The sequence below is a fragment of the Pseudophaeobacter arcticus DSM 23566 genome (genome assembly GCF_000473205.1).
Taxonomy (GTDB): domain Bacteria; phylum Pseudomonadota; class Alphaproteobacteria; order Rhodobacterales; family Rhodobacteraceae; genus Pseudophaeobacter; species Pseudophaeobacter arcticus.
Window position 1 is genome coordinate 781,100 of record NZ_KI421507.1, and the last position, 20,644, is coordinate 801,743.

Below are 20,644 nucleotides of genomic sequence, written 5' to 3' on the forward strand. Positions count from 1 at the left end.
GCGGGGGCTATTTGATGTCGAACGTCTGGCGAACCGCGTGGCTTTCCGGATCCAGAATCAGGATTTGATTGTCTGTGGTCACCACCGCAATCCAGCCTGATCCAAAAGTTACGGCCTGGGCAGTGGTGCCAGTGGGCAGGGTGATTTTGCCGGGCAGCTTGGGGCTATCTGCAGACAAGCGGATGACAAGCAGGCTGACAACCAGTACAAGCCCGCCAATCATCACCACAGTCAATGTGGTCACCAGTCGACGCAGAAACTTGAGCTGCGGCGGTTCGTCTTGGATTTCAGGCTTGGAAGGATCAGTCATGGGCAGCCGCCAGATTGAGTTTATCATCGCGGAAGACCCGCCTAAAAGGCTTGATAAAGCGGTTTCGCGCGATGTGCCAGCGGAAGCGACATTGTCGCGCACAAGGCTCGCCAAGTTGATCGAGGCGGGCAGTCTGACGGTGGATGGTGCCGTGGTGCAGGACGCCAAGGCCCGGGTAGCCGAGGGGGCGCTGATCTGCATCACCGTGGAGGAAGCCGAAGACAGCCACATCGGTCCCGAAGACATTGCCCTGGATGTGATCTTTGAGGATGACGATCTGATCGTGATCAATAAACCTGCGGGCATGGTGGTGCATCCGGCACCGGGGACGCCATCGGGCACCCTGGTCAATGCCCTGCTGTATCACTGCGGCGACAACCTCTCTGGTGTGGGCGGGGTCAAGCGGCCCGGCATTGTCCACCGCATCGACAAAGAAACCTCGGGGCTTTTGGTGGTTGCCAAATCGGATGTGGCCCATCAGGGGCTGGCGCTGCAGTTTGAGAAACACACGGTGGAGCGCTATTACCGCGCCATTTGTTATGGGGTGCCAGATGCCAATGACCCACGTCTGCGGGGCGTAAAGGGCACCAGTTTTGAACCGGGCAACATTCTGAAACTGACAACGCAACTGGCGCGGCATAAATTTGACCGCCAACGCCAGGCAGTGCTGTTTCAGGGCGGCCGTCATGCCGTGACCCGCGCCCGCATTGTCGAGCCCTTTGGCCAGCCGCCGGTGGCGGCATTGATTGAATGTTGGCTGGAAACCGGGCGCACCCATCAGATCCGGGTGCATATGACCCATGCTGGCCATAGCCTGGTGGGAGATCCGACCTATGGCGGTAAACGCAAGCTTGCCGCCAAATCCCTGGCCCCGGCGGCAATTGCCGCTGTGCAAAGCTTTCCCCGGCAAGCCCTGCATGCGGCGGTCCTGGGCTTTGTGCACCCGGTCAGCGGCGAGGAAATGCGGTTTGAGGCGCCGCTCCCCCAGGATATGAGCGATCTGATAGAGGCGCTGCGTCTTCCCCCGATTGCGGGCTGATCACGGGTCTGATTATTGGGCTGAACGTCGGGGGCGGCCCCCCGAGTTGGAGTTGCTTTGGTCCTGTGGCGAGACCTGCAATGGGAGCCGCATAGATCGGCCCCCATTGCAGGGGCTGAGTGAGATCTAGATCGCTGGTGTGTCAGGGCAATCCACCACATTCGTCACGGTTTCGCGGAAGAAATCGACCTTGCCGTCAGCCTCATGGGACAGGATCAGCGTCGCGCTGGTGCACATGCGGCCCCGTACACCATAGAAAAACTTCTGCTCAAAAGTGGTGAGCATCCACCCTTCCTGCGGCAGGGGCTGTGTTGAGATCGACAGCGCCTCTGTGCCTTTGGGAAAAACCTCTGTTCCCAAGCGGGTAAGGATTGTGGCGATGTCAGCAAGGCCTTTGCCGACCTGCCAGCTCACATCCGCCTCATCGTGAAAGTGATCTATGCGAAAATCGATATCGGGGGCCATATAGGTCATCAGAGCGGGATCACCAGCGACGAATTTGCGAAGCAGGGATTCAATTGCGCTGACTGGGGTCGCGGTATGGGCGGTGGTGGCGAGGGTCATTCTAACAGTCCTTTGAACAGAGTTGCTGTGGTCAAAAGAGATGGCAGAATTTTCTGATATATGATATTCAGAGGTTAACTATCTTTTGCATAGGCCCTGACTATGTTAGAACTCACCCCTCTTCGATATTTCATGAGCGCATTGGAAATGGGCTCGTTCAGCCATGCGGCCAGGGCCAATGGGGTGAGCCAGCCGACGGTCTCAGCGGCGATCCAAAAGCTTGAGGATCTGATGGGGGGCAACCTGTTCTATCGGCACCGGCGCGGGCTGACCGTGACGCCGCTGGGAGAGCGGCTCTATGCCGAGGCGGCGGGAAGTGTGGCCCAGCTGTCTGGTGTGGTGCAGCGGTTGCAGGCCAGTGATCGGCGGCTGTTGCGCATTCATTGCCCCCCGGATGTGCTGCTCGCACCTTTTACTGCAGGGCTTCGGGCGCTCAGGCTGGCGCACCCAGAGACCTACCTGTCCTTTTCTCCCGTTCTGGAAGAGGCAGATCTGGCCCTGATCAGCGAAAATTGCGTCCCCGCTGGCCATGATTTTTTCCCCTTCCGCACCGAGATCTACGGGGTCGCCTTGCCAAAAGGGCATGTTTTGGCTGCCGGGGGGAGTGTCGATCTGGCGGATTTGAAAGACGAGGCCCGCATTCATCGGCCCTATTGTCCCAATGCCGACAGTATGCCGGTAGAGCAGGGGCTGATCCCCTTGCCACCCGCGCAGGCGCTGCATGATCAGCAGGTTCTGGACCTCGTTGCTGCCGGGATGGGGGTGGCATTTGTGCCGATGTCCCATGACGGGATCCATGCCGGTGTGACTGTCCGGCCTCTGCGCAACGCGCCGAAAATCTTTCGGACCCTGGGGGTTTCCAGCCGAAAAACGGTCTTTGCCCAACAATTCGCACAGTTTTTGGTCGAAGCAAGGCAATAAGACGGGAAAAGAAAGTTTAACTTAGAAAGGTGCTTTTCTTTTGGGTTATGTGTCAAAGGTCACAGATGTTTCGTAACCTGAAATATAAAAGGATACATATAGGCGCCCTTGAAAGGCGTTTAGCGCTAACCCATATGACCAATGTTAAGTCCATAAACATCTTGGGAGGGACCGTTTGAATGGCTAATTACGCAAATCTGCCCGCACCGACCCCCGAAGGCGGGTTGAATCGCTATATGCAGGAAATCCGTAAATTCCCGCTTTTGGAGCCGGAAGAAGAATACATGCTGGCCAAGGCCTGGGTGGAAAAAGAGGATTCTGGTGCGGCGCATCGGATGGTGACCTCGCACCTGCGTCTCGCGGCCAAGATCGCTATGGGCTACCGGGGCTATGGCCTGCCGCAGGCTGAAGTGATCTCAGAGGCCAATGTCGGTTTGATGCAGGCGGTGAAACGCTTTGATCCCGAAAAGGGCTTTCGTCTTGCCACCTATGCCATGTGGTGGATTCGCGCCTCGATCCAGGAATATGTCCTGCGGTCCTGGTCAATGGTCAAGCTTGGCACAACCTCGGCGCAAAAGAAGCTTTTCTTCAACCTGCGCAAAGCAAAGGCCCGTATCGGTGCCCTGGAAGAGGGGGATCTGCGTCCCGAAAACGTTGCCAGGATTGCACATGACCTTGGGGTGACCGAGGACGAGGTTATCTCGATGAACCGCCGGATGTCCGGTGGTGATGCCTCTCTCAATGCCACTGTTGGCAGCGAGGGCGAGGGCACGATGCAGTGGCAGGACTGGCTTGAGGATGAAGATGCCGACCAGGCCGGTGACTATGAAGCCCGTGATGAGCTGGAAGCCCGCCGCGAGCTTCTGGGCCAGGCCTTGGATGTGCTGAACGACCGCGAAAAGGACATTCTCACCCAGCGCCGCTTGGCGGAGAAGGTGCACACCCTGGAAGAGTTGAGCACGCAATATGGTGTGAGCCGCGAAAGGATCCGCCAGATTGAGGTGCGGGCCTTTGAAAAGCTGCAAAAGAAAATGCGTGAACTGGCATCGGCCAAGGGCATGCTGGCAGCACATTAACTGCCGCCGGATTTACCCGGCTCTGGCAAGTGAGTTCATAAGCGGGCGGCCCCATCGGGGCCGCCCGTTTTTGGTGGAGCTGCGGTGCATCTGGCGGGGGGCTGGCGCTCTGCTTGGCTGCATGGAGGCTGGCTGGGCCGGACGCCCGCAAAAGGCAGGGCTGTTCAGCGTAGCTGGGGCAGGGCCTTGGTAGCTGGGGCAGGGGCTTGCGAGCTGGCCAAAAGGCTGGCGGGCGAGGGGCCTGGCGTGGTGGCTTACCTAATAACAATCTGCAGGTAAGGTTGCAGATGAGAGGCGTCAAAATCGCAAGAAATCCGGAAACCGAACACTGCAGAATCTGAACAGCGAGGAACGGCTTGCTAAGATCGATAAGTTGCTGGCTTGGCTGGCTGTCTGGCGTGTCCCGGCAAGACCCGGACTGGCTGGAGTAGCTTGCTGCTTGCTGCCTGACGATCTGGCTAGCTGCAGTTCCTGTCGTATGGATAGGCATTCTATCCTGAGTCGTCAATCGTGATTTCAGAAAAACCGAACAAAAACAAATAGTTGACTGATATTGTCAGGTATACCCCTGCAATGCAGGCCCGGCCTCTCCAACGGGAATAAGTGGAGAAGGGGCGCATTCTCTTAGTGGTTGAAATTTCGCCATAAACGCGACGACGTTTTGCGAACCCGACCTGGGACGCAGGGGGGCTTGCCCACGGGGGGAGCGGAGAATTAAAGTGCGGGTATAGTGGGTGACTGAAAAGGAGGGGCAAGATGGCAGGAGGATGGGCGCAGGATGGCGCGGTGAGTGAGCAGATCGAGGCCACGTTGAAGGATGAGCTGGCCCGGATGCAGGCTCAAAAGCGTCCGCAGGGCGAGAGCCTTAGGTATTGTGCAGAATGCGAGGAGGAAATCCCCGAGAAACGCCGCCTGGCACTTCCCGGTGTCAAGCTCTGCATCGCCTGCCAACAAGAGCGCGATGGCGCGCAACGGGCGCGCGGCGGCATAAATCGGCGCGGCTCCAAGGATAGCCAGTTGAAGTAGTCACTGGCTGCTTTGAGCCGATTGTGTTGAAAAACTCGGGCGGGCTAAAAGAGGCCTGCATTTTCAGAACGCTTGTTTTCGCCAGCCGGGATAGCGCCCCGTTCAAGAGGCAAATCCGACCTCCGGCAGAACAAAATTCTGGCCCATCGCCTGCCGACACGGATCGAAGGAGTTTTTCAACACAATCAGCCCAATTTGACCATTTTCTGCGATGCAGCCAATGTCGACTCTGGCGAATGTACAATGTTGAAACCTGCGGTTTGTCGGCGTCATGTGGGTGGCGAAGCATAACCTTGGATAAATGGACTGATCGACAACATGAAAAAGATGGATGCCCTATTTAAGTACTGGGAAGACCCAAACTACGTGATCGTGAAAGCGGGCCAGCCTGACGCAGTCATCGACTGGTTGAGCAAGCAAACACCCGAAACTTGGCACCGTGTGGTGATGACATGGAACTACGACCATGAAGATAAGGTCCTGTCGTGGATTTTGAACCAAGAGAAATGTGACAAAGGGACAGCTGCGCGCGTTTTTGATGTTGAAGGGCTTGGACATTGGCTTGGTGATGACCAACTCGCAAGCAATCCAAATCACCTGTGTTCGATCATTCTAAATAACTGGCAGCAATATCGATCAGGTGAGTTCAGTCATAGTCCCCAAGATAAAAAGGGAATCCTTGAGCGAGCTCAAAAGTATATGGCCGACGGACTATACGCCGGAACGCCAATTTTAGAAGTAGTGCAATATGAGGGTTCTCGCGACGCTGTTTCAGAGTTTGAGGCCGAGGATGGGAAGATCGTAGTGGCATTTGACCACTGGACCAAAACTAACGGCATCGAAATCACGGATTGAGTTCCCTCAGAAGCGGACACTCAACTGACCCAATAGAACGGCAACAAAGTCCGCAAAGCGGCCCTAAAAAGAATGCGGGTATTCCCCAAAGGGCTGAAAGTCGCCCTTTGGGGAACTGCACTTACTCTTCCATGGCTTCCAGTTCATCAATCATGCCAGAGATCATCGACAGGCCCTTGTCCCAGAACTTGGGGTCCGAGGCATCAAGACCAAAGGGAGCAAGCAGCTCCTTGTGGTGCTTGGAGCCACCGGCTTTGAGCGTGTCAAAGTACTTGTCCTCAAAGCCTTCGCCGCCCTCGGCATAGACCGAATAAAGCGCGTTCACCAAGCCATCGCCAAAGGCATAGGCGTAGACATAGAAGGGCGAGTGCACAAAATGCGGCACATAGGTCCAGAAGGTTTCATAGCCCTCCATGAAGTCAAAGGCCTCACCCAAGGATTCGGCCTGCACCGACATCCACAGCGCGTTGATGTCATCCGGGGTGAGTTCACCACCAGCGCGGGCCGCATGCAGTTTGCATTCAAAGTCATAAAAGGCAATCTGGCGCACCACGGTGTTGATCATGTCCTCGACCTTGCCGGCCAGCAGGATCTTGCGTTGCTCTTTGGTTTCCGCCCCGTCCAGCATTTTGCGGAAGGTGAGCATCTCGCCAAAAACGCTGGCGGTTTCGGCCAGGGTCAGCGGCGTGGATGATAGCATCTCGCCCTGTTCGGCGGCCAGCACCTGATGCACGCCATGGCCCAGCTCATGTGCCAGCGTCATCACGTCCCGCGGTTTGCCCAGATAGTTCAGCATCACGTAAGGGTGCACATCGGTGACGGTAGGATGGGCAAAGGCACCGGGGGCCTTGCCGGGTTTCACGCCCGCATCAATCCAGCCCTTGGAGAAAAACGGCGCGGCGATTTCACCCATGCGCGGATCAAAGGCCTCATAGGCCTCCATCACGGTTTTCTCGGCCTGCGCCCAGTCGACGACGCGGGTATCTTCCATCGGCAGGGGCGCGTTGCGGTCCCAGACCTGCATGCGGTCCAGCCCCAGCCATTTGCGTTTCAGCTCATAGTAGCGATGCGACAGCTTGGGGTAGGCGGCAACCACCGCTTCGCGCAGGGCCTCGACCACCTCGGGTTCCACATCGTTGGACAGATGGCGACCGGTCTGCGGTGTCGGCATGCCACGCCAGCGGTCCAGGATCTCCTTTTCCTTGGCCTGGGTGTTGTGCACCCGGGCAAAGGTTTTGATATTGGCCTGAAACACCCGCGCCAATTCGCGCGAGGCGGCTTCGCGTTTGCTGCGGTCCTGTTCGGTCAGCAGGTTCAGCGTGCCCTCGATGTTCAACTCCTCACCATCGACGGTAAAGCTGAGCCCCGCGATGGTTTCGTCAAACAGCCGCTCCCAGGCATCGCCAACCGCGCCCAGATCATGCAGGAAACGCTCCAGCTCATCCGAGAGCTGATAGGGCTTCATGGCGCGGATGCGATCAAACACGGGCTTATAGCGGGCGAGATCCGCATTGGCGGCAAAATGCGCTTCCAATGTCTTATCTTCGATGCGGTTGATTTCCAGCGTGAAAAACACCAGCGGCGTGGTGAAGACGGTGATTTTTTCCTGCATGTCGGACATGAACTTGGCGCGGTCCGCATCCGTGGTCAGCTGGTAATAGCGCAGACCGGCATAGGACATAATACGTCCGGCAATGGAATTGATCTTTTCATTGCGCAGCACGCAGTTCAGCAGGCCTGCGGCGTCCAGATCCGCAAGTTGACCCTCATAATCTGCGGCAAAGGCGCTGCATTCCTGTTCCAGCCAGTCCAGATCACGGTCCAGCTCTGGCGCGTCATCCGAGGTATAAAGATCGGTGAGATCCCAGACCGGCAGATTGCCCAGCTCATCAGAGCCAGAGCTGGCATTGGCATCACGGACGGGAAAGGGGAGTTGCAACATGGGGCCTCCTTGGCGGGCATGTTTGTTATGGCGTTGCACAACATCTAAGGCGCACGGGGGCGGATCACAAGCAAAGCCCCGCGCCGAAATTCGGGGCGCGGCAGAATTTACGATGCGAATATACTGCAAGCCTTACAGGGCTGTTTGGTCCTGCACCCGCGGGGGCGCGTCGTTGCCAAACCTATCGTCTGGCTAGCGGTATTGGTCAAACAGCTGGGTCATCTTGTCAAAAACCTTGCGGCGGGTATCGCGGCCCTCCATCACGATTTCGTGCTGAGCCGGATCAATCAAGTCCAGTTCTCCGCCGGGCCAGCGCGCCATGCGATCCTTGACCGCATCGCTGTTGACGATCTGCTCTTGTGATCCAAGAAAGGTGAGGCACGGCAAAACGGGCGAGGGGCGCTCTGCCAGTGCTTCGCATTCCTTCAGACCTTCGCTCAGCCAGTTGATTGTGGGCCCGCCCAATATCAGGTCAGGCTGGGCCTTCAGCTGGTCAATCATCATCTGGTACATTGCCGGATCATTGGTCAGGGTATTGCCCTTGAAGGGCGCGGTTTCCACGTAATGGCCCTGCGTCGTTGTTGGAACGCGCTTGTCGCCCATCCCCAGGGAAGGCGCCAGGCCGCCTAAGATACGGGCAATGGGCTTCATCGGTTTGGGAATGAGAATGCCCCACATGGGTGCGGAAAAGGCGCAGGCCTTGACCGGTAGCCCCTCCATCAGGGCGCGCAGCCCAATGGCACCGCCCATGGAATGGCCCAACAGATACCAGGGTTCGGGAAGCTCTAGCTGTCTGGCCAGCTTCACCGCCGCTGAGACGTCTTTTTGAAAATCGCCAAATTCTTCAACATGGCCAAGGCGGCGATCCTCAAGCAGGCGGTCGCCCAGCCCCTGTCCGCGCCAATCCACAGCCAGGGCAGCATAGCCACGCGCGCCCAGATCAATGGCTGCGGGGCCGTATTTTTCGACATATTCGGTGCGGCCGGGGAAAATCAGCACGGTGCCCTTTGCGGGGCGATCCCCATCCGGCAGCCAATGGCCGACGCGAATGCGCAGACCATCGTCGGTGGTCGCCCAATGGGCCTGTCCGGTTTCGGGTCCTTCTGCGATTTCGGCAAAATAGGGCGCGGGGGTCAGGTCCATCAGGCTAATATCCATTAGGCCAGAGCCGATGCCAGTTGCATGGCTGTGCCCATATCGCCGTCAATGGTGAGCTTGCCGGACATGAAGGCGCTGGTTGGGTTCACTTCGCCGGTCAGGATGCCCTGAAAGGTCTCGGCATCGGCGGACATGGTGACATCTGCGTCGTCGTCGCTGACGCGGGCGCCATTGGCGTCCAGCACGATGGAGCCCAGACCTTCGATTGCAAATTTGGCGGAGGCGGAGAAATCGCTGCCGGCCATTTTTTCGTTCATGGCTGCTGCGGCTTGTTCGAGTGTGTCGCTCATTTGGGTCTTCCTTTGATCATGGGTGCAGCGGGGTGCACAGAGGTGACATTGTGCGGCACTGCGCACGGGGAAACTGCAATTTTGCGTGAAGCACCTGCTTCCAGCACTAGAAAAAACGCTGCGCAGGGTTACACTGGCTCATCATGATCGTAAATCACTTGAACCTCAAAGCTATCGTGGCGGCAACGCTGCTTACAGTCACGATTTCCATGCCTTTGGCAATCTCTGCTGGCGAGAGCCCAGCGGAATCTGACCTGCTGGATCAGCTGGTTTCCGCTGATGCCGCAACCGCGCGGGGATTGGATCGGGAATTACAGGCGCTCTGGCGCAAAAGCGGCTCTGCGGCGATGGATCTTTTGCTGTCGCGGGCGGTTGACGCCATGAGCAAAGGTGATTTCCCGGCGGCAATTGAACACCTTACGGCGCTGACGGATCACGCGCCGGATTTTGCCCGCGGCTGGTATGAACGTGCCCGCGCCTATCACGCAATGGGGGCTTATGGGCCTTCGGTTGCGGATCTGGAACGCGCGTTGGCGCTGAACCCAAATGACTACAACGCGATCTATGCTCTGGGGACGGTGTTTGAACAGTTCCGCGATCCCAAGCGCGCCTATGAGGCCTATTTGCGTGCCAAGGCTATACATCCCCACCATGAAGAAGTACTCAGCGCGCTGGAACGTCTGCGGCCCAGGGTTGCAGGCAAGGATCTTTAAGCCGACCTGATTCCATAGTGTCACAATCGACCTATAGGAAAGAGGCAGAACAAGGGCTGATCAGATGGCAGGCGCATCGCGGATCTTGGCGGTTTTGGGGCCGACAAACACCGGCAAAACACATTACGCGATTGAACGGATGCTGGGCTATCGTACCGGCATCATGGGCTTTCCCCTGCGGCTTTTGGCGCGCGAGGTCTATGATAAGATCGTTGCCATTCGCGGCCCCTCGGTGGTGGCGCTGGTCACCGGCGAAGAACGCATCGTGCCGCCCCGGGCGAAATACTGGATCTGTACGGTTGAGGCGATGCCACCGGGCATGGGCTGCGATTTTCTCGCCATCGACGAAATCCAGCTCTGCGCTGACCCCGAACGCGGCCATGTCTTTACCGAGCGGCTGATGAACTCCCGTGGCACCAATGAGACATTGTTTCTGGGCGCCGATACCATGCGCGGGCCGATCAAGGCGCTGGTGCCAGAGGTGGAGTTTCTGCGTCGTGAGCGGATGTCCGAGCTGGTTTATGGCGGCTCCAAGAAAATCAGCCGGATGCCACCGCGCACCGCCATCGTTGGGTTCTCGGTTGATAATGTCTACGCCATTGCCGAGCTTCTGAAGCGGCAAAAAGGCGGGGCTGCCGTGGTCATGGGGGCGCTGTCTCCGCGCACCCGCAATGCCCAGGTGGCGCTGTATCAGAATGGCGAGGTCGATTATCTGGTGGCCACTGACGCCATCGGCATGGGGCTGAACCTGGATATCGATCATGTGGCCTTTTCGGCGACGTCCAAGTTTGACGGGCAGCGCATGCGCCCCCTGGCTCCGAATGAGCTGGCGCAGATCGCGGGTCGCGCCGGACGTGGCATGAGCCATGGCAGCTTTGGCGTCACGGGGGATGCGCGCCCGTTAGAGGATGAGGTGGCCGAGGCCATCATGGAGCATCGCTTCACACCGTTGAAAAAGCTCAACTGGCGGTCCTCGCAGTTGCAGTTCGGCACAGTTGAGGCATTGATCCGATCGCTCGAATCAGTGCCCGAGAACGAGGTGCTGGTACGCGCCCGCGAGGCGGATGATCTGGGCGCGCTGAAGTTCCTCTCGCGCGACAGCAGCGTAATATCGCGCACAACCAATGCGCAATCGGTGCGCCTGTTGTGGGATGTCTGCCGTATTCCCGATTTTCGCGGCATCTCGCATGGCGAACATGCTGCTTTGATTGGCAGTATTTTTGAATATTTGCACGGCGGTGGCGTGGTTCCGGACGACTGGCTGGCCCGTCAGATCAAGCGGATTGACCGCACCGATGGCGATATTGACACACTTTCCAAGCGTCTGGCCTTTATTCGTACCTGGACCTATGTCTCTCAACGTAAAAATTGGCTGCATGACGAAAGCCATTGGCGTGGCGTGACTCGCGCTGTAGAAGACAGGTTGTCAGATGCGCTGCACGAGCGCTTGACTCAGCGATTTGTGGACCGGCGCACATCCGTGCTTCTGCGCCGGCTCAAACAGAAGGAGGCCCTTTTGGCCGAAGTGAATGACAAGGGTGAAGTAACCGTCGAAGGCGAATTTGTCGGACGGTTGGACGGGTTCCGGTTTACCCCGGATAAAAGCGCACAAGGTGCCGAGGCAAAGACGTTAAAGTCTGCCTCGTTACAGGCGCTGGCGCCGCAATTCCATTTGCGCGCAGACCGGTTCTACAATGCGCCCGATACCGAGATCGACTTCACCGAACAGGGTGGCCTGATGTGGGGCGACGCTGCCGTTGGCAAACTGGTGGCCGGCGCTGACCCGCTGAACCCGCAGGTTGAAGTTTTTGTGGATGACGCCGCTGGTGCTGATGTTGCCCAAAAGGTCGAACGTCGCCTGCAGCATTTCATCTCTCGCAAGGTGCAAGCCCTGTTTGAACCGCTGATCAATCTGCAAAAAGACGAAGAGCTGACAGGTCTGGCGCGTGGCTTTGCCTTCCGTCTGGTCGAAGGTCTGGGCCTGCTGCCGCGTCATACCGTGATGCAGGAAGTCAAAGACCTGGATCAGGAAGCCCGTGGCGCGCTGCGCAAACACGGTATTCGTTTTGGCCAGTTCACCGTCTTTATGCCGCTGCTGCTGAAACCCGCCCCGACGCGCCTGCGTCTGGTGCTGTGGTCGCTTGCCAATGGTGTGCAGGAATTCCCCGAAGCGCCGCCGCCCGGTCTGGTCACAGTCCCCGCCGCCAAGGACGCGCCGCAGGGCTATGACACCATGTCTGGCTACCGTGAAGCAGGCGAGCGGATGATCCGAATCGACATGCTGGAGCGCCTGGCCGATATGCTGCGCGCCGAAGACAGCCGTGGTGGGTTTGAAGCCAAGGCGGATATGCTGTCGATCACCGGCATGACGCTGGAGCAATTTGCCGATCTGATGCAGGGGCTGGGCTATCGCGCCGAAAAAGGCGAGCGGGCCAAGGTCAAAGCCGCCCCGGAAGCGCCCAAAGAGGAGGCCCCTGCCGAGGTAGAAGCCAAGTCTGAAGAGGCAGAGGCCAAATCCGAGGCGGCACCTGCTGCTGAGGCAGAGGCCAAATCCGAGGCGGCACCTGCTGCTGAGGTAGAGGCCAAATCCGAGGAGGCGCCTGCCACTGAACCTGCACCTGAGGCCACTGAAGAGGCTTCTGCTGCGCAAGAGACCTCCGCCGCAGATGCGGCAGCTCCGGTTGAAACACCTGCTGAAACGCCTGTTGAAACCCCGGTTGAAACCCCGGCCGAGATGGAGGTCTTTTATACCTTCGCTTGGGGCGGTCGCGCCCGTCAGGGAGGCGGTAACCGAGGCCAGCGTCGTGGTCAGGGGGGCGCTCAGGGTGGTGCTTCGACCCAGAACGCCGATGGTGCCGCTGGACAGGATGGTCAGGATCGTCGCGGTGGCAAACCGCGCGGTCAGGGGCGCGCGGGTGAGCGCAGTGGCGGTAAACCCGGTGGGCGCCCTGCTGGCAAGCCTGGTGGCAAGAAGGGAGGTCGCCCGCAGCAACAGGGCAGCAAGACCTACTCCGCCCGGCCTCCAAAGAAGGAAAAGCAGATCGATCCGGACAACCCCTTTGCGGCAGCTCTGATGGGGCTGAAGCAGGGCGACTGATCCCGGATGGAGCCAAAGGCGGAGAAAATCCGGGTCGACAAATGGCTCTGGCATGCGCGGTTTTACAAAACCCGCAGCCTGGCTGCCAAACAGATCAGCGCCGGACATCTTCGCCTGAACGGCACCAAGATCACAAAAACAGCGCAGAGCGTCACCTCAGGTGATGTTCTGAGCTTTCCACAGGGGCGACAGATTCGCGTGGTCGAAGTCGTCGCCATCGGTGATCGTCGCGGACCCGCCCCCGAGGCGCAGGCGCTTTATCTTGATAAGACGCCAAAACAGGATATCCTGCCTGCGAATCCGCGTTTTGAGGGAAAAGGGCGCCCTGACAAGAAGTCTCGCAGAGCGCTTGACCTTTCCCGGCAACAGGACTTCACGTGACATCTTGAAGATGCGGCGAGTCTGAATTAGCTAGTTGCCAAACAGCAAATGGGACAAAGCCCGCATGACCTACGTCGTTACGGATAACTGCATCGCCTGCAAATACACCGATTGTGTCGAGGTGTGTCCGGTGGATTGTTTTTACGAGGGGGAAAACACCCTGGTGATCCATCCGGATGAATGCATCGACTGTGGTGTCTGCGAGCCGGAATGCCCCGCCGATGCCATTCGCCCCGACACCGAGCCTGACATGGATAAATGGGTTGAGTTCAACCGCAAATATTCTGAGATGTGGCCGGTGATTGTCTCCAAAAAAGACCCGATGCCCGACGCCGAAGAGCGCGACGGCGAAGAGGGCAAGCTTGAGAAATACTTCTCGGAGGCCCCCGGCGAGGGCGGTTGAGCCGCTTCGAATCTGGGGTCAGGCTGAAAAGGGATGACATTTTTTTGCTGAAAATGACCTGAAAACGGTGATTTTCACGGTCGAGTGGCCGGAACAGGGCTCCCCTCGTCTTTCGAAGGGGGGCTTTTTGTGATATGATCATTTCAGATGTATATGAAAATGAAACCCATCGCGCGTTGCATTTCTGATGCAGGGCGCGGCCTGGGGATTGACCCACGGTGACGATTGAGCTTCTGACCTGCGATGCAGTTCAGGAGCGATAGCGTTGCTGTTGTTGTGTCGGAATTGTGCCTTTTGGTACTGTCCGACCTCAAGTGTAAGGAAAGACCTGTATGACAAAATCGAAGAAGCTCGCATTCCGCCCCGAGGAATATGTGGTTTATCCGGCCCATGGTGTTGGACAGATCATCTCGGTTGAGGAGCAGGAAGTGGCCGGCTTTGCGCTGGAGCTTTTCGTGATCACCTTTGAAAAGGACAAGATGACCCTGCGGGTGCCGACCAATAAGGCCATCGAAGTGGGCATGCGGTCGCTCAGCTCGCCCGATGTGATTAATCAGGCAATGAAAACCCTGAAAGGCAAGGCCAAGGTCAAACGCGCCATGTGGTCCCGCCGGGCTCAGGAATATGAGCAAAAGATCAATTCCGGCGATCTGATTGCAATTGCCGAAGTGGTGCGCGATCTGCACCGCACAGATGACCAGCGTGAGCAGAGCTACTCAGAGCGTCAGCTTTATGAGGCCGCTCTTGAGCGCCTGACCCGCGAAGTTGCAGCGGTAGCAGGAGGCGACGAAATCCTGGCAGCCAAACAGGTGGGTGACGTTCTGACCTCTCGCGTTGCGGCCTGAAGCCTCACCAACCTGAACCCTTGCCAACCTGATCCCTTCCGGCCTGATCCCTTCCGGCCTGACCTATTCATGTCTGGTAGCGCGCCAATAGCCGGGGCCTGATGGCCCTCAGCTTTCTACAAAAACCCGTGGCCTCTGGTTGCGGGTTTTTTTACGGCCCCTTAGCTGAGCAGGGTCACCAGTATGAGCAAGCCGGCAATTTCACTGATCTGCTGGCAGGCGCCCAGCACATCGCCGGTTTGCCCGCCGATCTTGGCACGGGCCACCAGCCCCAGGCCAAGGGTCACAAGGGCAAGCATCACAGCAAGGGCCAGGCTGACAAACCCCAGCAAGGGCAGCGCCAGTGCAACGGCGAGGCCAAGGCCCAGGCCAGCCGCCCGCCGGGACGGGCGGCCGACACTTTGCGATAGGCCGGACTGGCGGGCATTGGGGAGCCAGACCATCAGCACCGGCATCATTGCACGGCTGAGCAGGGCAAGCGCCAGCGGGCTCCAGATTTGCCCCAGATCCAACAGCAGCGACAGGGCCTGCCAGCGCAGGCCAATCGCAAAAACCAGTGCCAATACGCCATAGCTGCCGATCTGGCTGTCTTTCATGATCTCCAAGCGGCGCGCTGGCGCAAAGCCGCCCCAAAACCCATCGGCGCAATCCGCCAGCCCGTCTTCGTGCATCGCGCCGGTCAGCAGAACCTGAACCATCAGCAACAGCCCGGCAGCCAGCGCCGCAGACAGGCCCAAGGTGAGAGCCGCATAGGCCGCCAGGCAGGCGGGCAGGGTGGTCGCAAGCCCCGCCAGCGGAAAGGCCCAAACCGCCTGGGCCTGGCGCTGAAACCTGCGGCTTGCCAGCCTTGGCAGGGGCAGCCGGGTCAGCAGCACCAGCGCCAGTGGGATGTCCACCAAGGATATGTCGTTTTTTCGCATGTGTGGGCCTCTTGCGGGACTTGCGAAGCAGCCATGAACCGCTAAACAGATTGCACCCTGATTTACGCGCGTCCGCCACCCAGATGCAACGAGGCTTTACATGCTGCCATCCCTCACTTCTCTTGATGATTTCCGCTCCCTCCTGGCGCAGGCCGACGGCGCGGATCAGACCGCTATCGACGCGGCTGTCGTGCGCAACGGTCAGCTGACCAAACCTCCGGGGGCCTTGGGGCGACTGGAAGATCTGGCCATCTGGTATGGCGGCTGGCGTGGCACCGACCGCCCCGAGATCAAATCCCCGCAGGTGATTGTCTTTGCGGGCAACCACGGTGTCACCGCCCAGGGGGTTTCGGCCTTTCCCTCCGAGGTGACAGCCCAGATGGTGATCAATTTTGAACATGGCGGCGCGGCGATCAATCAGCTGGCCAAACTGGCGGGTGCGCGCATGGATGTTCATGCGCTTGATCTGGACCAGCCGGTACAGGATTTCACCCAACGCCCGGCGATGAATGAGGCAGAGCTTCTGGCCGCGCTGCAGGCCGGATGGAACGCCGTTGATCCTAAGGCGGATCTATTGGTGGTTGGCGAAATGGGGATTGGCAACACCACCCCGGCGGCCGCTCTGGCCTTTGCGCTGTTTGGCGGAGAGGCCGCAGACTGGACCGGGCGCGGTACCGGGGTTGATGACGCAGGACTGGCCAATAAAACCCGCGTCGTCACCGAAGGTGTCGCCTTGCATGGCGCGGCAATCAAAGACGGCCTGGATGCGCTAGGCTGTCTGGGCGGGCGCGAGATTGCGGCCATGGCCGGGGCAATTGCTGCAGCACGGCTGCTGCATATTCCGGTTATCCTCGATGGCTTTATCTGCTGCGCCGCCGCAGCCTGTTTGCAGCGCACCTGTGACAAGGCACTGGACCATGCCATTGCAGGTCATCAAAGCGCTGAAAACGCGCATCCGGCGCTGCTGAAACAACTCGGCAAAGCGCCGCTTTTGGCGCTGGGGCTGCGCCTGGGTGAAGGCTCTGGGGCGGCGCTGGCCATTCAGGTGCTGAAGGGGGCAATTGCCTGCCACAGCGGCATGGCGACCTTTGCAGAGGCGGGTGTCTCGGACGGCTGATTGCTGAACAAAAGAGGCCAGTAAGACAAAGCCGAAGGTGACTTCGGGGCTTTTGTTTTGTCACCTCACCCAGGCGGTCAGATCAGGATCTGCCTTGATCCTTTTTCTCGGCCAACTCCAATAGGGCGGTTTCCAGATCCTTCTCCAGTTCGCGGGCGCGGGCGATATAGGCCTGGTTTTCACTGGCGGGTGTCCCGGGCTTCCACAGAGAGGCGAGTTCGCGAACCGTAAGACGGTCATGGGCATAAAAGGTCTGCTCGGCCTGGGCCGCTTCATATTCGCTGAGGCCAATTTTTTCCAGCACGTAGCGTCCGGCGCGCAACGAGCTGTCGAACATTTCACGCACGATGTCATCGGCGCCGGCCTTATACAGCTCAAAGACATGGTTGCGGTCATAGGCCCGGGCGATGATATGCAGATCCGGGTAGGTGCGGCGAACATAGGCGACCATGGTGACGGTTTTTTCAGGGTCATCCAGGGCCACCACCAGCACATGGGCCTTGGCGATGCCTGCCGCCTTGAGCAACTCAGGCCGTGTTGGGTCGCCCAGAAAGCTTTTGACCCCAAAGCGGCGCATCAGCTGAACGGCGCGGATGTCATTGTCCAGCAGGACGGTCTTGAACCCGCTGGCCCGCACCAGCCGGTTGACGATCTGCCCAAAGCGACCGATCCCGGCGATGATAACGGGTCCCTGTTCGTCGATCTCATCGGGTTCATGTTCAACCCCTGGCTCGCCCATGAAGTGGGACAACAGATCGTAAAGAATGAATAAAAGCGGGGTGATCAGCATCGACAGGGCAATGACAAGCAGCAGCTTTTCAGCCAGTGGCGCGGGGATCACGCCTTGTTGGCGGGAAAAGCCCAGCAGGACAAAGCCAAATTCACCTGCCTGCGCCAGGCTGAGGGTGAATAGCCAGTGATCGCGCCGTCTGAGGCCAAAGGCACGGCCAACAAAGAACAGGATTATGCCTTTGGCGAGGATCACCAAAAGCGCCAGGCCGAGCAGATCTCCGAGGTTCGCCAGCAGCAGCCGGTAGTTGATCCCGGCGCCAACGGTAATAAAGAATAACCCCAGAAAAAGCCCCTTAAAGGGGTTGAGATCGCTTTCCAATTCGTGGCGGAACTCTGAGTTGGCCAGGACCACGCCAGCCAGAAATGCCCCCAGCGCCGGTGAGAGCCCGACCAGGGTCATCAAGAATGAGATACCAACCACAATCAGCAAGGCCAGCGCGGTATACATTTCACGCAGATTGGTTGCGTGGATAAAGCGGAACAGGGGCTGGGTCAGATAGATGCCAGCCAGGACGATAATGCCAATCATGCCAAGCGTGGTCAGGGTCACGGCCCATCCTGGCAGGCCTGCAACCAGGGACAGCCCGTCATGGGCCGAGGCCATATGGCCCGCGGCCTCGGTCCGCTCAATAGAGCCATCGGAGCCTAACTGTGGTCCGTTCTTGATGGCAAGCAGCGGCAGAAGCGCAAGAATTGGAATAACCGCAATATCCTGGGTCAACAGCACCGAAAAGGAGGACCGCCCACCGCCGGTCTGCATCAAGCCTTTTTCTGAAAGGGTCTGCAGCACGATAGCCGTCGAGGACAGCGACAGCGTCAAGCCAACGGCCAGGCTGACTTGCCAGGTTTCGCCCGCAACAAGGGCCGCAACCATAAGTGCCAATGTGCTGAGCAGGACCTGCAAGCCGCCAAGCCCGATCAGTTTGTGCCGCATCGCCCAAAGCGCCCGCGGGTCGAGCTCCAACCCGATCAAGAACAGCATCATAACGACGCCAAATTCAGCAACATGTTGCAGATTTTGGGTTTCGGCCCCAACCAGCCCAAGTACCGGACCTATAATGATGCCGGCAGCCAGATAGCCCAAAACAGACCCAAGCCCGAGACGCGAGGCCAGGGGAACGGCGATGACAGCAGCAGCGAGGTAGATAGTTGCCTGATACAAAAATGCTTCCATACATCCGGTATCGCAAGCGCTTAGCGCCTTGGCAACGGTTTTAGCGGCATTGTGAGGGGGGGGTAAATTGCCGTTGCTCCGGACCGGGCCTGCCGGGGCGGGGGATTAGCGTCGCAATGGGAAACGGCGGCCAGGTTTCCCCATGCCGCCGTGTTTTGATGCAGACACTCAGGCCTTCGCCGGAGCAAGTCAGCCGCTGCCTAGTGATCCATCATCCGAATCTCGTTGCTGAGTTTGGTGATATCGTCCAGGCGGCGCGAGATGCGTTCCTGAAAGACCCCAAGCTGATCGATGATGTCGGACAAAGTCTCACCCGATTCCGGCAGCCGGGCGCTTTCGATCTTACACAGAACCCGCGTGGAGCTTAGCCCCAGGAACTGACGATGCATGACCTGGCAGGCCCGCATGATGCGATCGGCCTCGTGGTTTACTTCCTCGACGCCTTTGTGTGCGCGGTCTGTTTCAGCTGTGACCAGCTCACTCAGGATCTTGCGCTCAGCTTCCATGTCGATGTCGCTAAAACTACGTCTCTCGGTTTGGAGCTGAGTATCACATTCGTTCAGAATACGCGCCATACCTACGACAAACAGGCTATTGGTCACAGCCAGTTTGATGGTGTTGAAATTGCTGTTCTCCCCCATCACATGTGCCGCAAACCAATCCGACATCTCGCGCGACATGGCGCCATAGTTCTGCGACAGAACCGTGACCGGGCCACCTGATGGCTCAATCCGCGATGCAATGACCCGCAGGTTGTGCGGAATTGTGTGCATGGCGTCAAAATCCTTGACCAGGCCCTGGGTCTCTTCGACCAGGGTTTCGGCATTGGACATCATTTTGCGCAGATCCGTGATCTTTTGATCCTTGGGACGTTCCAGGCCGACATCGCGCGCCAGCAACTCTTCGCTCATCGCATGCGTGGCGAACTGGTGGTAGTTTTCGAACCCTTTCGCCCGGATCCAATCCAGCAGTTTTTCAGCGCTTTCTTCCGGGGTGATGCCATCTTTGGTTTCGGCCTGGCGCAACTCATTGTAGATAGTTTTAACCTGGTCAAACAACGTACTGCTGGGGGAAATACGGGCCGAGAGATATCCGCCCTTACAGGGAACCACCACTGCAAAGACCCAGTAGTACAGCCCGTCCTTGGCCTTGTTTTTGACGTAGGCACCGATGCTTTCGCCAGCTTTCAGAGTATCCCAAAACAGTTGGAAAACACCCTTTGGCATATCCGGATGTCGGATGATCTTGTGGGGGGCGCCGATCAGCTCTTCCCATTCGTAGTTTGCTACGCGCTTGAAGACGTAATTGCCGGCCTCAATGACGCCCCGTTCATCAGTGCGTGAAAAGAAAACCTCGTTCAGGCCGAAGGGGGCTTCCCCAGTCGAGGGCCGGGCTTCTATGCGACGTTCTACAAAGGACACTGGTGTGCTCCACTTCAAAGAGATTTAACCAAAACCTCTAAATTGAAATCCTTCCTTTATTGTTAAGTTGGCAGGGGCGCGTCACGTTTTAATTGCGCCATTACGATTTGGCTTTGCACCCGGGCGACTGCCGGATGTGGCAAGAGAATTTCGTGGATGAGTTGATTGAGCGCCTGTAAATCGCTGCAATAGACGCGCAGCAGATAATCAGCCTCCCCCGTCATGGTCCAGGCTGAGGTGATCTCGGGGCGGGTACTGACCAGGCGGCTAAAGCTGGCGGATTGTTCCGGCCCGTGGCTGCCAAGGTTCACATGTACAAACCCCTGCACGGTCAATCCCAGCTTTACCGGGTCAAGCCGGGCACAATAGGCCTGGATATAGCCCTCTGACTCCAGTCGCTGTCGCCGCCGCCCGGCCTGGCTGGGCGACAGGTTGAGCAACTCTCCCAGTTCCTGCGCGGTGAGATGGGCGTTCTGTTGCAAGGCGGCAAGAAGTTTGGTGTCTGTTGAGTCTAACATATGCGGGTATTTTCCTGATTTTTGGCAATATGCGCGCAAATCACGCATATGAAAACCGGAAGCTTACGAAGAACGCGCAAAA

At 58.3% G+C, this 20,644-nt stretch carries 20 protein-coding genes; 11 read left to right on the plus strand and 9 right to left on the minus strand.

Going from position 1 to position 20,644, the window contains the following annotated elements; all coding sequences use genetic code 11:
* Positions 1–7: 7 nt before the first annotated feature.
* A complete protein-coding gene (locus ARCT_RS0107690; protein WP_027239540.1) occupies positions 8–310 on the minus strand; it encodes a DUF6476 family protein in 303 nt (100 codons plus the stop codon).
* Here ARCT_RS0107690 and ARCT_RS0107695 point away from each other — a divergent pair.
* Positions 309–1,349 (plus strand): RluA family pseudouridine synthase, encoded by a 1,041-nt coding sequence (locus ARCT_RS0107695; RefSeq protein WP_027239541.1) that lies wholly within the window; start codon positions 309–311, stop codon positions 1,347–1,349. The two genes, ARCT_RS0107690 and ARCT_RS0107695, sit on opposite strands and share 2 nt — an antisense overlap.
* Before the next feature lie 126 nt (positions 1,350–1,475).
* Here the strand turns inward: ARCT_RS0107695 and ARCT_RS0107700 are convergent, their stop codons facing one another.
* Complete coding sequence (locus ARCT_RS0107700; RefSeq protein WP_051360604.1) at positions 1,476–1,913, minus strand: hypothetical protein; 438 nt, start codon at positions 1,911–1,913, stop codon at positions 1,476–1,478.
* Positions 1,914–2,015: 102 nt separating this feature from the next.
* Here ARCT_RS0107700 and ARCT_RS25660 point away from each other — a divergent pair, with 102 nt between their 5' ends.
* From ARCT_RS25660 to ARCT_RS0107720, 4 genes are all read left to right on the plus strand, one after another.
* Positions 2,016–2,834, plus strand: a complete 819-nt coding sequence (locus ARCT_RS25660; RefSeq protein WP_084300787.1) for a LysR family transcriptional regulator — start codon at positions 2,016–2,018, stop codon at positions 2,832–2,834.
* A gap of 179 nt (positions 2,835–3,013) precedes the next feature.
* Positions 3,014–3,910, plus strand: coding sequence for an RNA polymerase sigma factor RpoH (gene rpoH, locus ARCT_RS0107710; protein ID WP_027239543.1), 897 nt, complete (start codon positions 3,014–3,016; stop codon positions 3,908–3,910).
* Positions 3,911–4,666: 756 nt separating this feature from the next.
* Positions 4,667–4,936 carry a DksA/TraR family C4-type zinc finger protein gene (locus tag ARCT_RS0107715; protein WP_027239544.1) on the plus strand — a complete coding sequence of 90 codons (270 nt, stop codon included), beginning with the start codon at positions 4,667–4,669 and terminating at the stop codon, positions 4,934–4,936.
* Positions 4,937–5,254: 318 nt separating this feature from the next.
* The gene (locus tag ARCT_RS0107720; protein WP_027239545.1) at positions 5,255–5,791 is read left to right on the plus strand and encodes a DUF4274 domain-containing protein; all 537 of its coding nucleotides are present in this window, start codon (positions 5,255–5,257) and stop codon (positions 5,789–5,791) included.
* Between the two features lie 121 nt (positions 5,792–5,912).
* On the opposite strand, the gene ARCT_RS0107725 is transcribed toward ARCT_RS0107720, so the two are convergent.
* From ARCT_RS0107725 to ARCT_RS0107735, 3 genes are all read right to left on the minus strand, one after another.
* Positions 5,913–7,733 carry a M3 family oligoendopeptidase gene (locus ARCT_RS0107725; protein ID WP_027239546.1) on the minus strand — a complete coding sequence of 607 codons (1,821 nt, stop codon included), beginning with the start codon at positions 7,731–7,733 and terminating at the stop codon, positions 5,913–5,915.
* A 192-nt stretch (positions 7,734–7,925) separates the two neighbouring features.
* Positions 7,926–8,891, minus strand: a complete 966-nt coding sequence (locus ARCT_RS0107730) for an alpha/beta fold hydrolase (RefSeq protein ID WP_027239547.1) — start codon at positions 8,889–8,891, stop codon at positions 7,926–7,928.
* Positions 8,891–9,181, minus strand: coding sequence for an SCP2 sterol-binding domain-containing protein (locus ARCT_RS0107735; RefSeq protein WP_027239548.1), 291 nt, complete (start codon positions 9,179–9,181; stop codon positions 8,891–8,893). Before ARCT_RS0107735 ends, ARCT_RS0107730 begins: the two co-directional genes overlap by 1 nt.
* A 143-nt stretch (positions 9,182–9,324) precedes the next feature.
* Between ARCT_RS0107735 and ARCT_RS0107740 the strand changes: the two genes are divergently transcribed.
* The 5 genes from ARCT_RS0107740 to ARCT_RS0107760 all read left to right on the plus strand — a co-directional run bounded on the left by ARCT_RS0107740 (position 9,325) and on the right by ARCT_RS0107760 (position 14,620).
* A complete protein-coding gene (locus ARCT_RS0107740) occupies positions 9,325–9,894 on the plus strand; it encodes a tetratricopeptide repeat protein (RefSeq protein WP_027239549.1) in 570 nt (189 codons plus the stop codon).
* A gap of 64 nt (positions 9,895–9,958) precedes the next feature.
* Positions 9,959–12,991, plus strand: coding sequence for a helicase-related protein (locus tag ARCT_RS0107745; protein ID WP_027239550.1), 3,033 nt, complete (start codon positions 9,959–9,961; stop codon positions 12,989–12,991).
* A gap of 6 nt (positions 12,992–12,997) precedes the next feature.
* Positions 12,998–13,372, plus strand: a complete 375-nt coding sequence (locus tag ARCT_RS0107750) for an RNA-binding S4 domain-containing protein (protein WP_027239551.1) — start codon at positions 12,998–13,000, stop codon at positions 13,370–13,372.
* Between the two features lie 64 nt (positions 13,373–13,436).
* Positions 13,437–13,775, plus strand: a complete 339-nt coding sequence (gene fdxA / locus ARCT_RS0107755) for a ferredoxin FdxA (protein ID WP_027239552.1) — start codon at positions 13,437–13,439, stop codon at positions 13,773–13,775.
* 332 nt (positions 13,776–14,107) lie between these two features.
* The gene (locus ARCT_RS0107760) at positions 14,108–14,620 is read left to right on the plus strand and encodes a CarD family transcriptional regulator (protein ID WP_027239553.1); all 513 of its coding nucleotides are present in this window, start codon (positions 14,108–14,110) and stop codon (positions 14,618–14,620) included.
* A gap of 161 nt (positions 14,621–14,781) precedes the next feature.
* Here the strand turns inward: ARCT_RS0107760 and cobS are convergent, their stop codons facing one another.
* Positions 14,782–15,540 carry an adenosylcobinamide-GDP ribazoletransferase gene (gene cobS, locus ARCT_RS0107765; RefSeq protein ID WP_027239554.1) on the minus strand — a complete coding sequence of 253 codons (759 nt, stop codon included), beginning with the start codon at positions 15,538–15,540 and terminating at the stop codon, positions 14,782–14,784.
* A 100-nt stretch (positions 15,541–15,640) separates the two neighbouring features.
* On the opposite strand from cobS, the gene cobT reads away from it, so the two are divergent.
* On the plus strand, positions 15,641–16,657 hold the full coding sequence (gene cobT, locus ARCT_RS0107770) for a nicotinate-nucleotide--dimethylbenzimidazole phosphoribosyltransferase (protein ID WP_027239555.1): 1,017 nt from the start codon (positions 15,641–15,643) through the stop codon (positions 16,655–16,657).
* Between the two features lie 82 nt (positions 16,658–16,739).
* Here cobT and ARCT_RS0107775 read toward each other — a convergent pair whose 3' ends face one another.
* The 3 genes from ARCT_RS0107775 to ARCT_RS0107785 form a co-directional block, all read right to left on the minus strand.
* The gene (locus ARCT_RS0107775; RefSeq protein WP_027239556.1) at positions 16,740–18,623 is read right to left on the minus strand and encodes a monovalent cation:proton antiporter-2 (CPA2) family protein; all 1,884 of its coding nucleotides are present in this window, start codon (positions 18,621–18,623) and stop codon (positions 16,740–16,742) included.
* Between the two features lie 200 nt (positions 18,624–18,823).
* Positions 18,824–20,044, minus strand: a complete 1,221-nt coding sequence (locus tag ARCT_RS0107780) for a PAS domain-containing protein (protein ID WP_027239557.1) — start codon at positions 20,042–20,044, stop codon at positions 18,824–18,826.
* Positions 20,045–20,106: 62 nt separating this feature from the next.
* The gene (locus ARCT_RS0107785) at positions 20,107–20,562 is read right to left on the minus strand and encodes an Lrp/AsnC family transcriptional regulator (RefSeq protein WP_027239558.1); all 456 of its coding nucleotides are present in this window, start codon (positions 20,560–20,562) and stop codon (positions 20,107–20,109) included.
* Positions 20,563–20,644 lie beyond the last annotated feature (82 nt).

Coding starts and splice junctions, on each gene's coding strand:
- ARCT_RS0107695 (WP_027239541.1), top strand. CDS start 309: ATGGGCAGCCGCCAGATTGAGTTTATCATCGCGGAAGACCCGCCTAAA.
- ARCT_RS0107690 (WP_027239540.1), bottom strand. CDS start 310: ATGACTGATCCTTCCAAGCCTGAAATCCAAGACGAACCGCCGCAGCTC.
- ARCT_RS0107700 (WP_051360604.1), bottom strand. CDS start 1,913: ATGACCCTCGCCACCACCGCCCATACCGCGACCCCAGTCAGCGCAATT.
- ARCT_RS25660 (WP_084300787.1), top strand. CDS start 2,016: ATGTTAGAACTCACCCCTCTTCGATATTTCATGAGCGCATTGGAAATG.
- rpoH (WP_027239543.1), top strand. CDS start 3,014: ATGGCTAATTACGCAAATCTGCCCGCACCGACCCCCGAAGGCGGGTTG.
- ARCT_RS0107715 (WP_027239544.1), top strand. CDS start 4,667: ATGGCAGGAGGATGGGCGCAGGATGGCGCGGTGAGTGAGCAGATCGAG.
- ARCT_RS0107720 (WP_027239545.1), top strand. CDS start 5,255: ATGAAAAAGATGGATGCCCTATTTAAGTACTGGGAAGACCCAAACTAC.
- ARCT_RS0107725 (WP_027239546.1), bottom strand. CDS start 7,733: ATGTTGCAACTCCCCTTTCCCGTCCGTGATGCCAATGCCAGCTCTGGC.
- ARCT_RS0107730 (WP_027239547.1), bottom strand. CDS start 8,891: ATGGATATTAGCCTGATGGACCTGACCCCCGCGCCCTATTTTGCCGAA.
- ARCT_RS0107735 (WP_027239548.1), bottom strand. CDS start 9,181: ATGAGCGACACACTCGAACAAGCCGCAGCAGCCATGAACGAAAAAATG.
- ARCT_RS0107740 (WP_027239549.1), top strand. CDS start 9,325: ATGATCGTAAATCACTTGAACCTCAAAGCTATCGTGGCGGCAACGCTG.
- ARCT_RS0107745 (WP_027239550.1), top strand. CDS start 9,959: ATGGCAGGCGCATCGCGGATCTTGGCGGTTTTGGGGCCGACAAACACC.
- ARCT_RS0107750 (WP_027239551.1), top strand. CDS start 12,998: ATGGAGCCAAAGGCGGAGAAAATCCGGGTCGACAAATGGCTCTGGCAT.
- fdxA (WP_027239552.1), top strand. CDS start 13,437: ATGACCTACGTCGTTACGGATAACTGCATCGCCTGCAAATACACCGAT.
- ARCT_RS0107760 (WP_027239553.1), top strand. CDS start 14,108: ATGACAAAATCGAAGAAGCTCGCATTCCGCCCCGAGGAATATGTGGTT.
- cobS (WP_027239554.1), bottom strand. CDS start 15,540: ATGCGAAAAAACGACATATCCTTGGTGGACATCCCACTGGCGCTGGTG.
- cobT (WP_027239555.1), top strand. CDS start 15,641: ATGCTGCCATCCCTCACTTCTCTTGATGATTTCCGCTCCCTCCTGGCG.
- ARCT_RS0107775 (WP_027239556.1), bottom strand. CDS start 18,623: ATGGAAGCATTTTTGTATCAGGCAACTATCTACCTCGCTGCTGCTGTC.
- ARCT_RS0107785 (WP_027239558.1), bottom strand. CDS start 20,562: ATGTTAGACTCAACAGACACCAAACTTCTTGCCGCCTTGCAACAGAAC.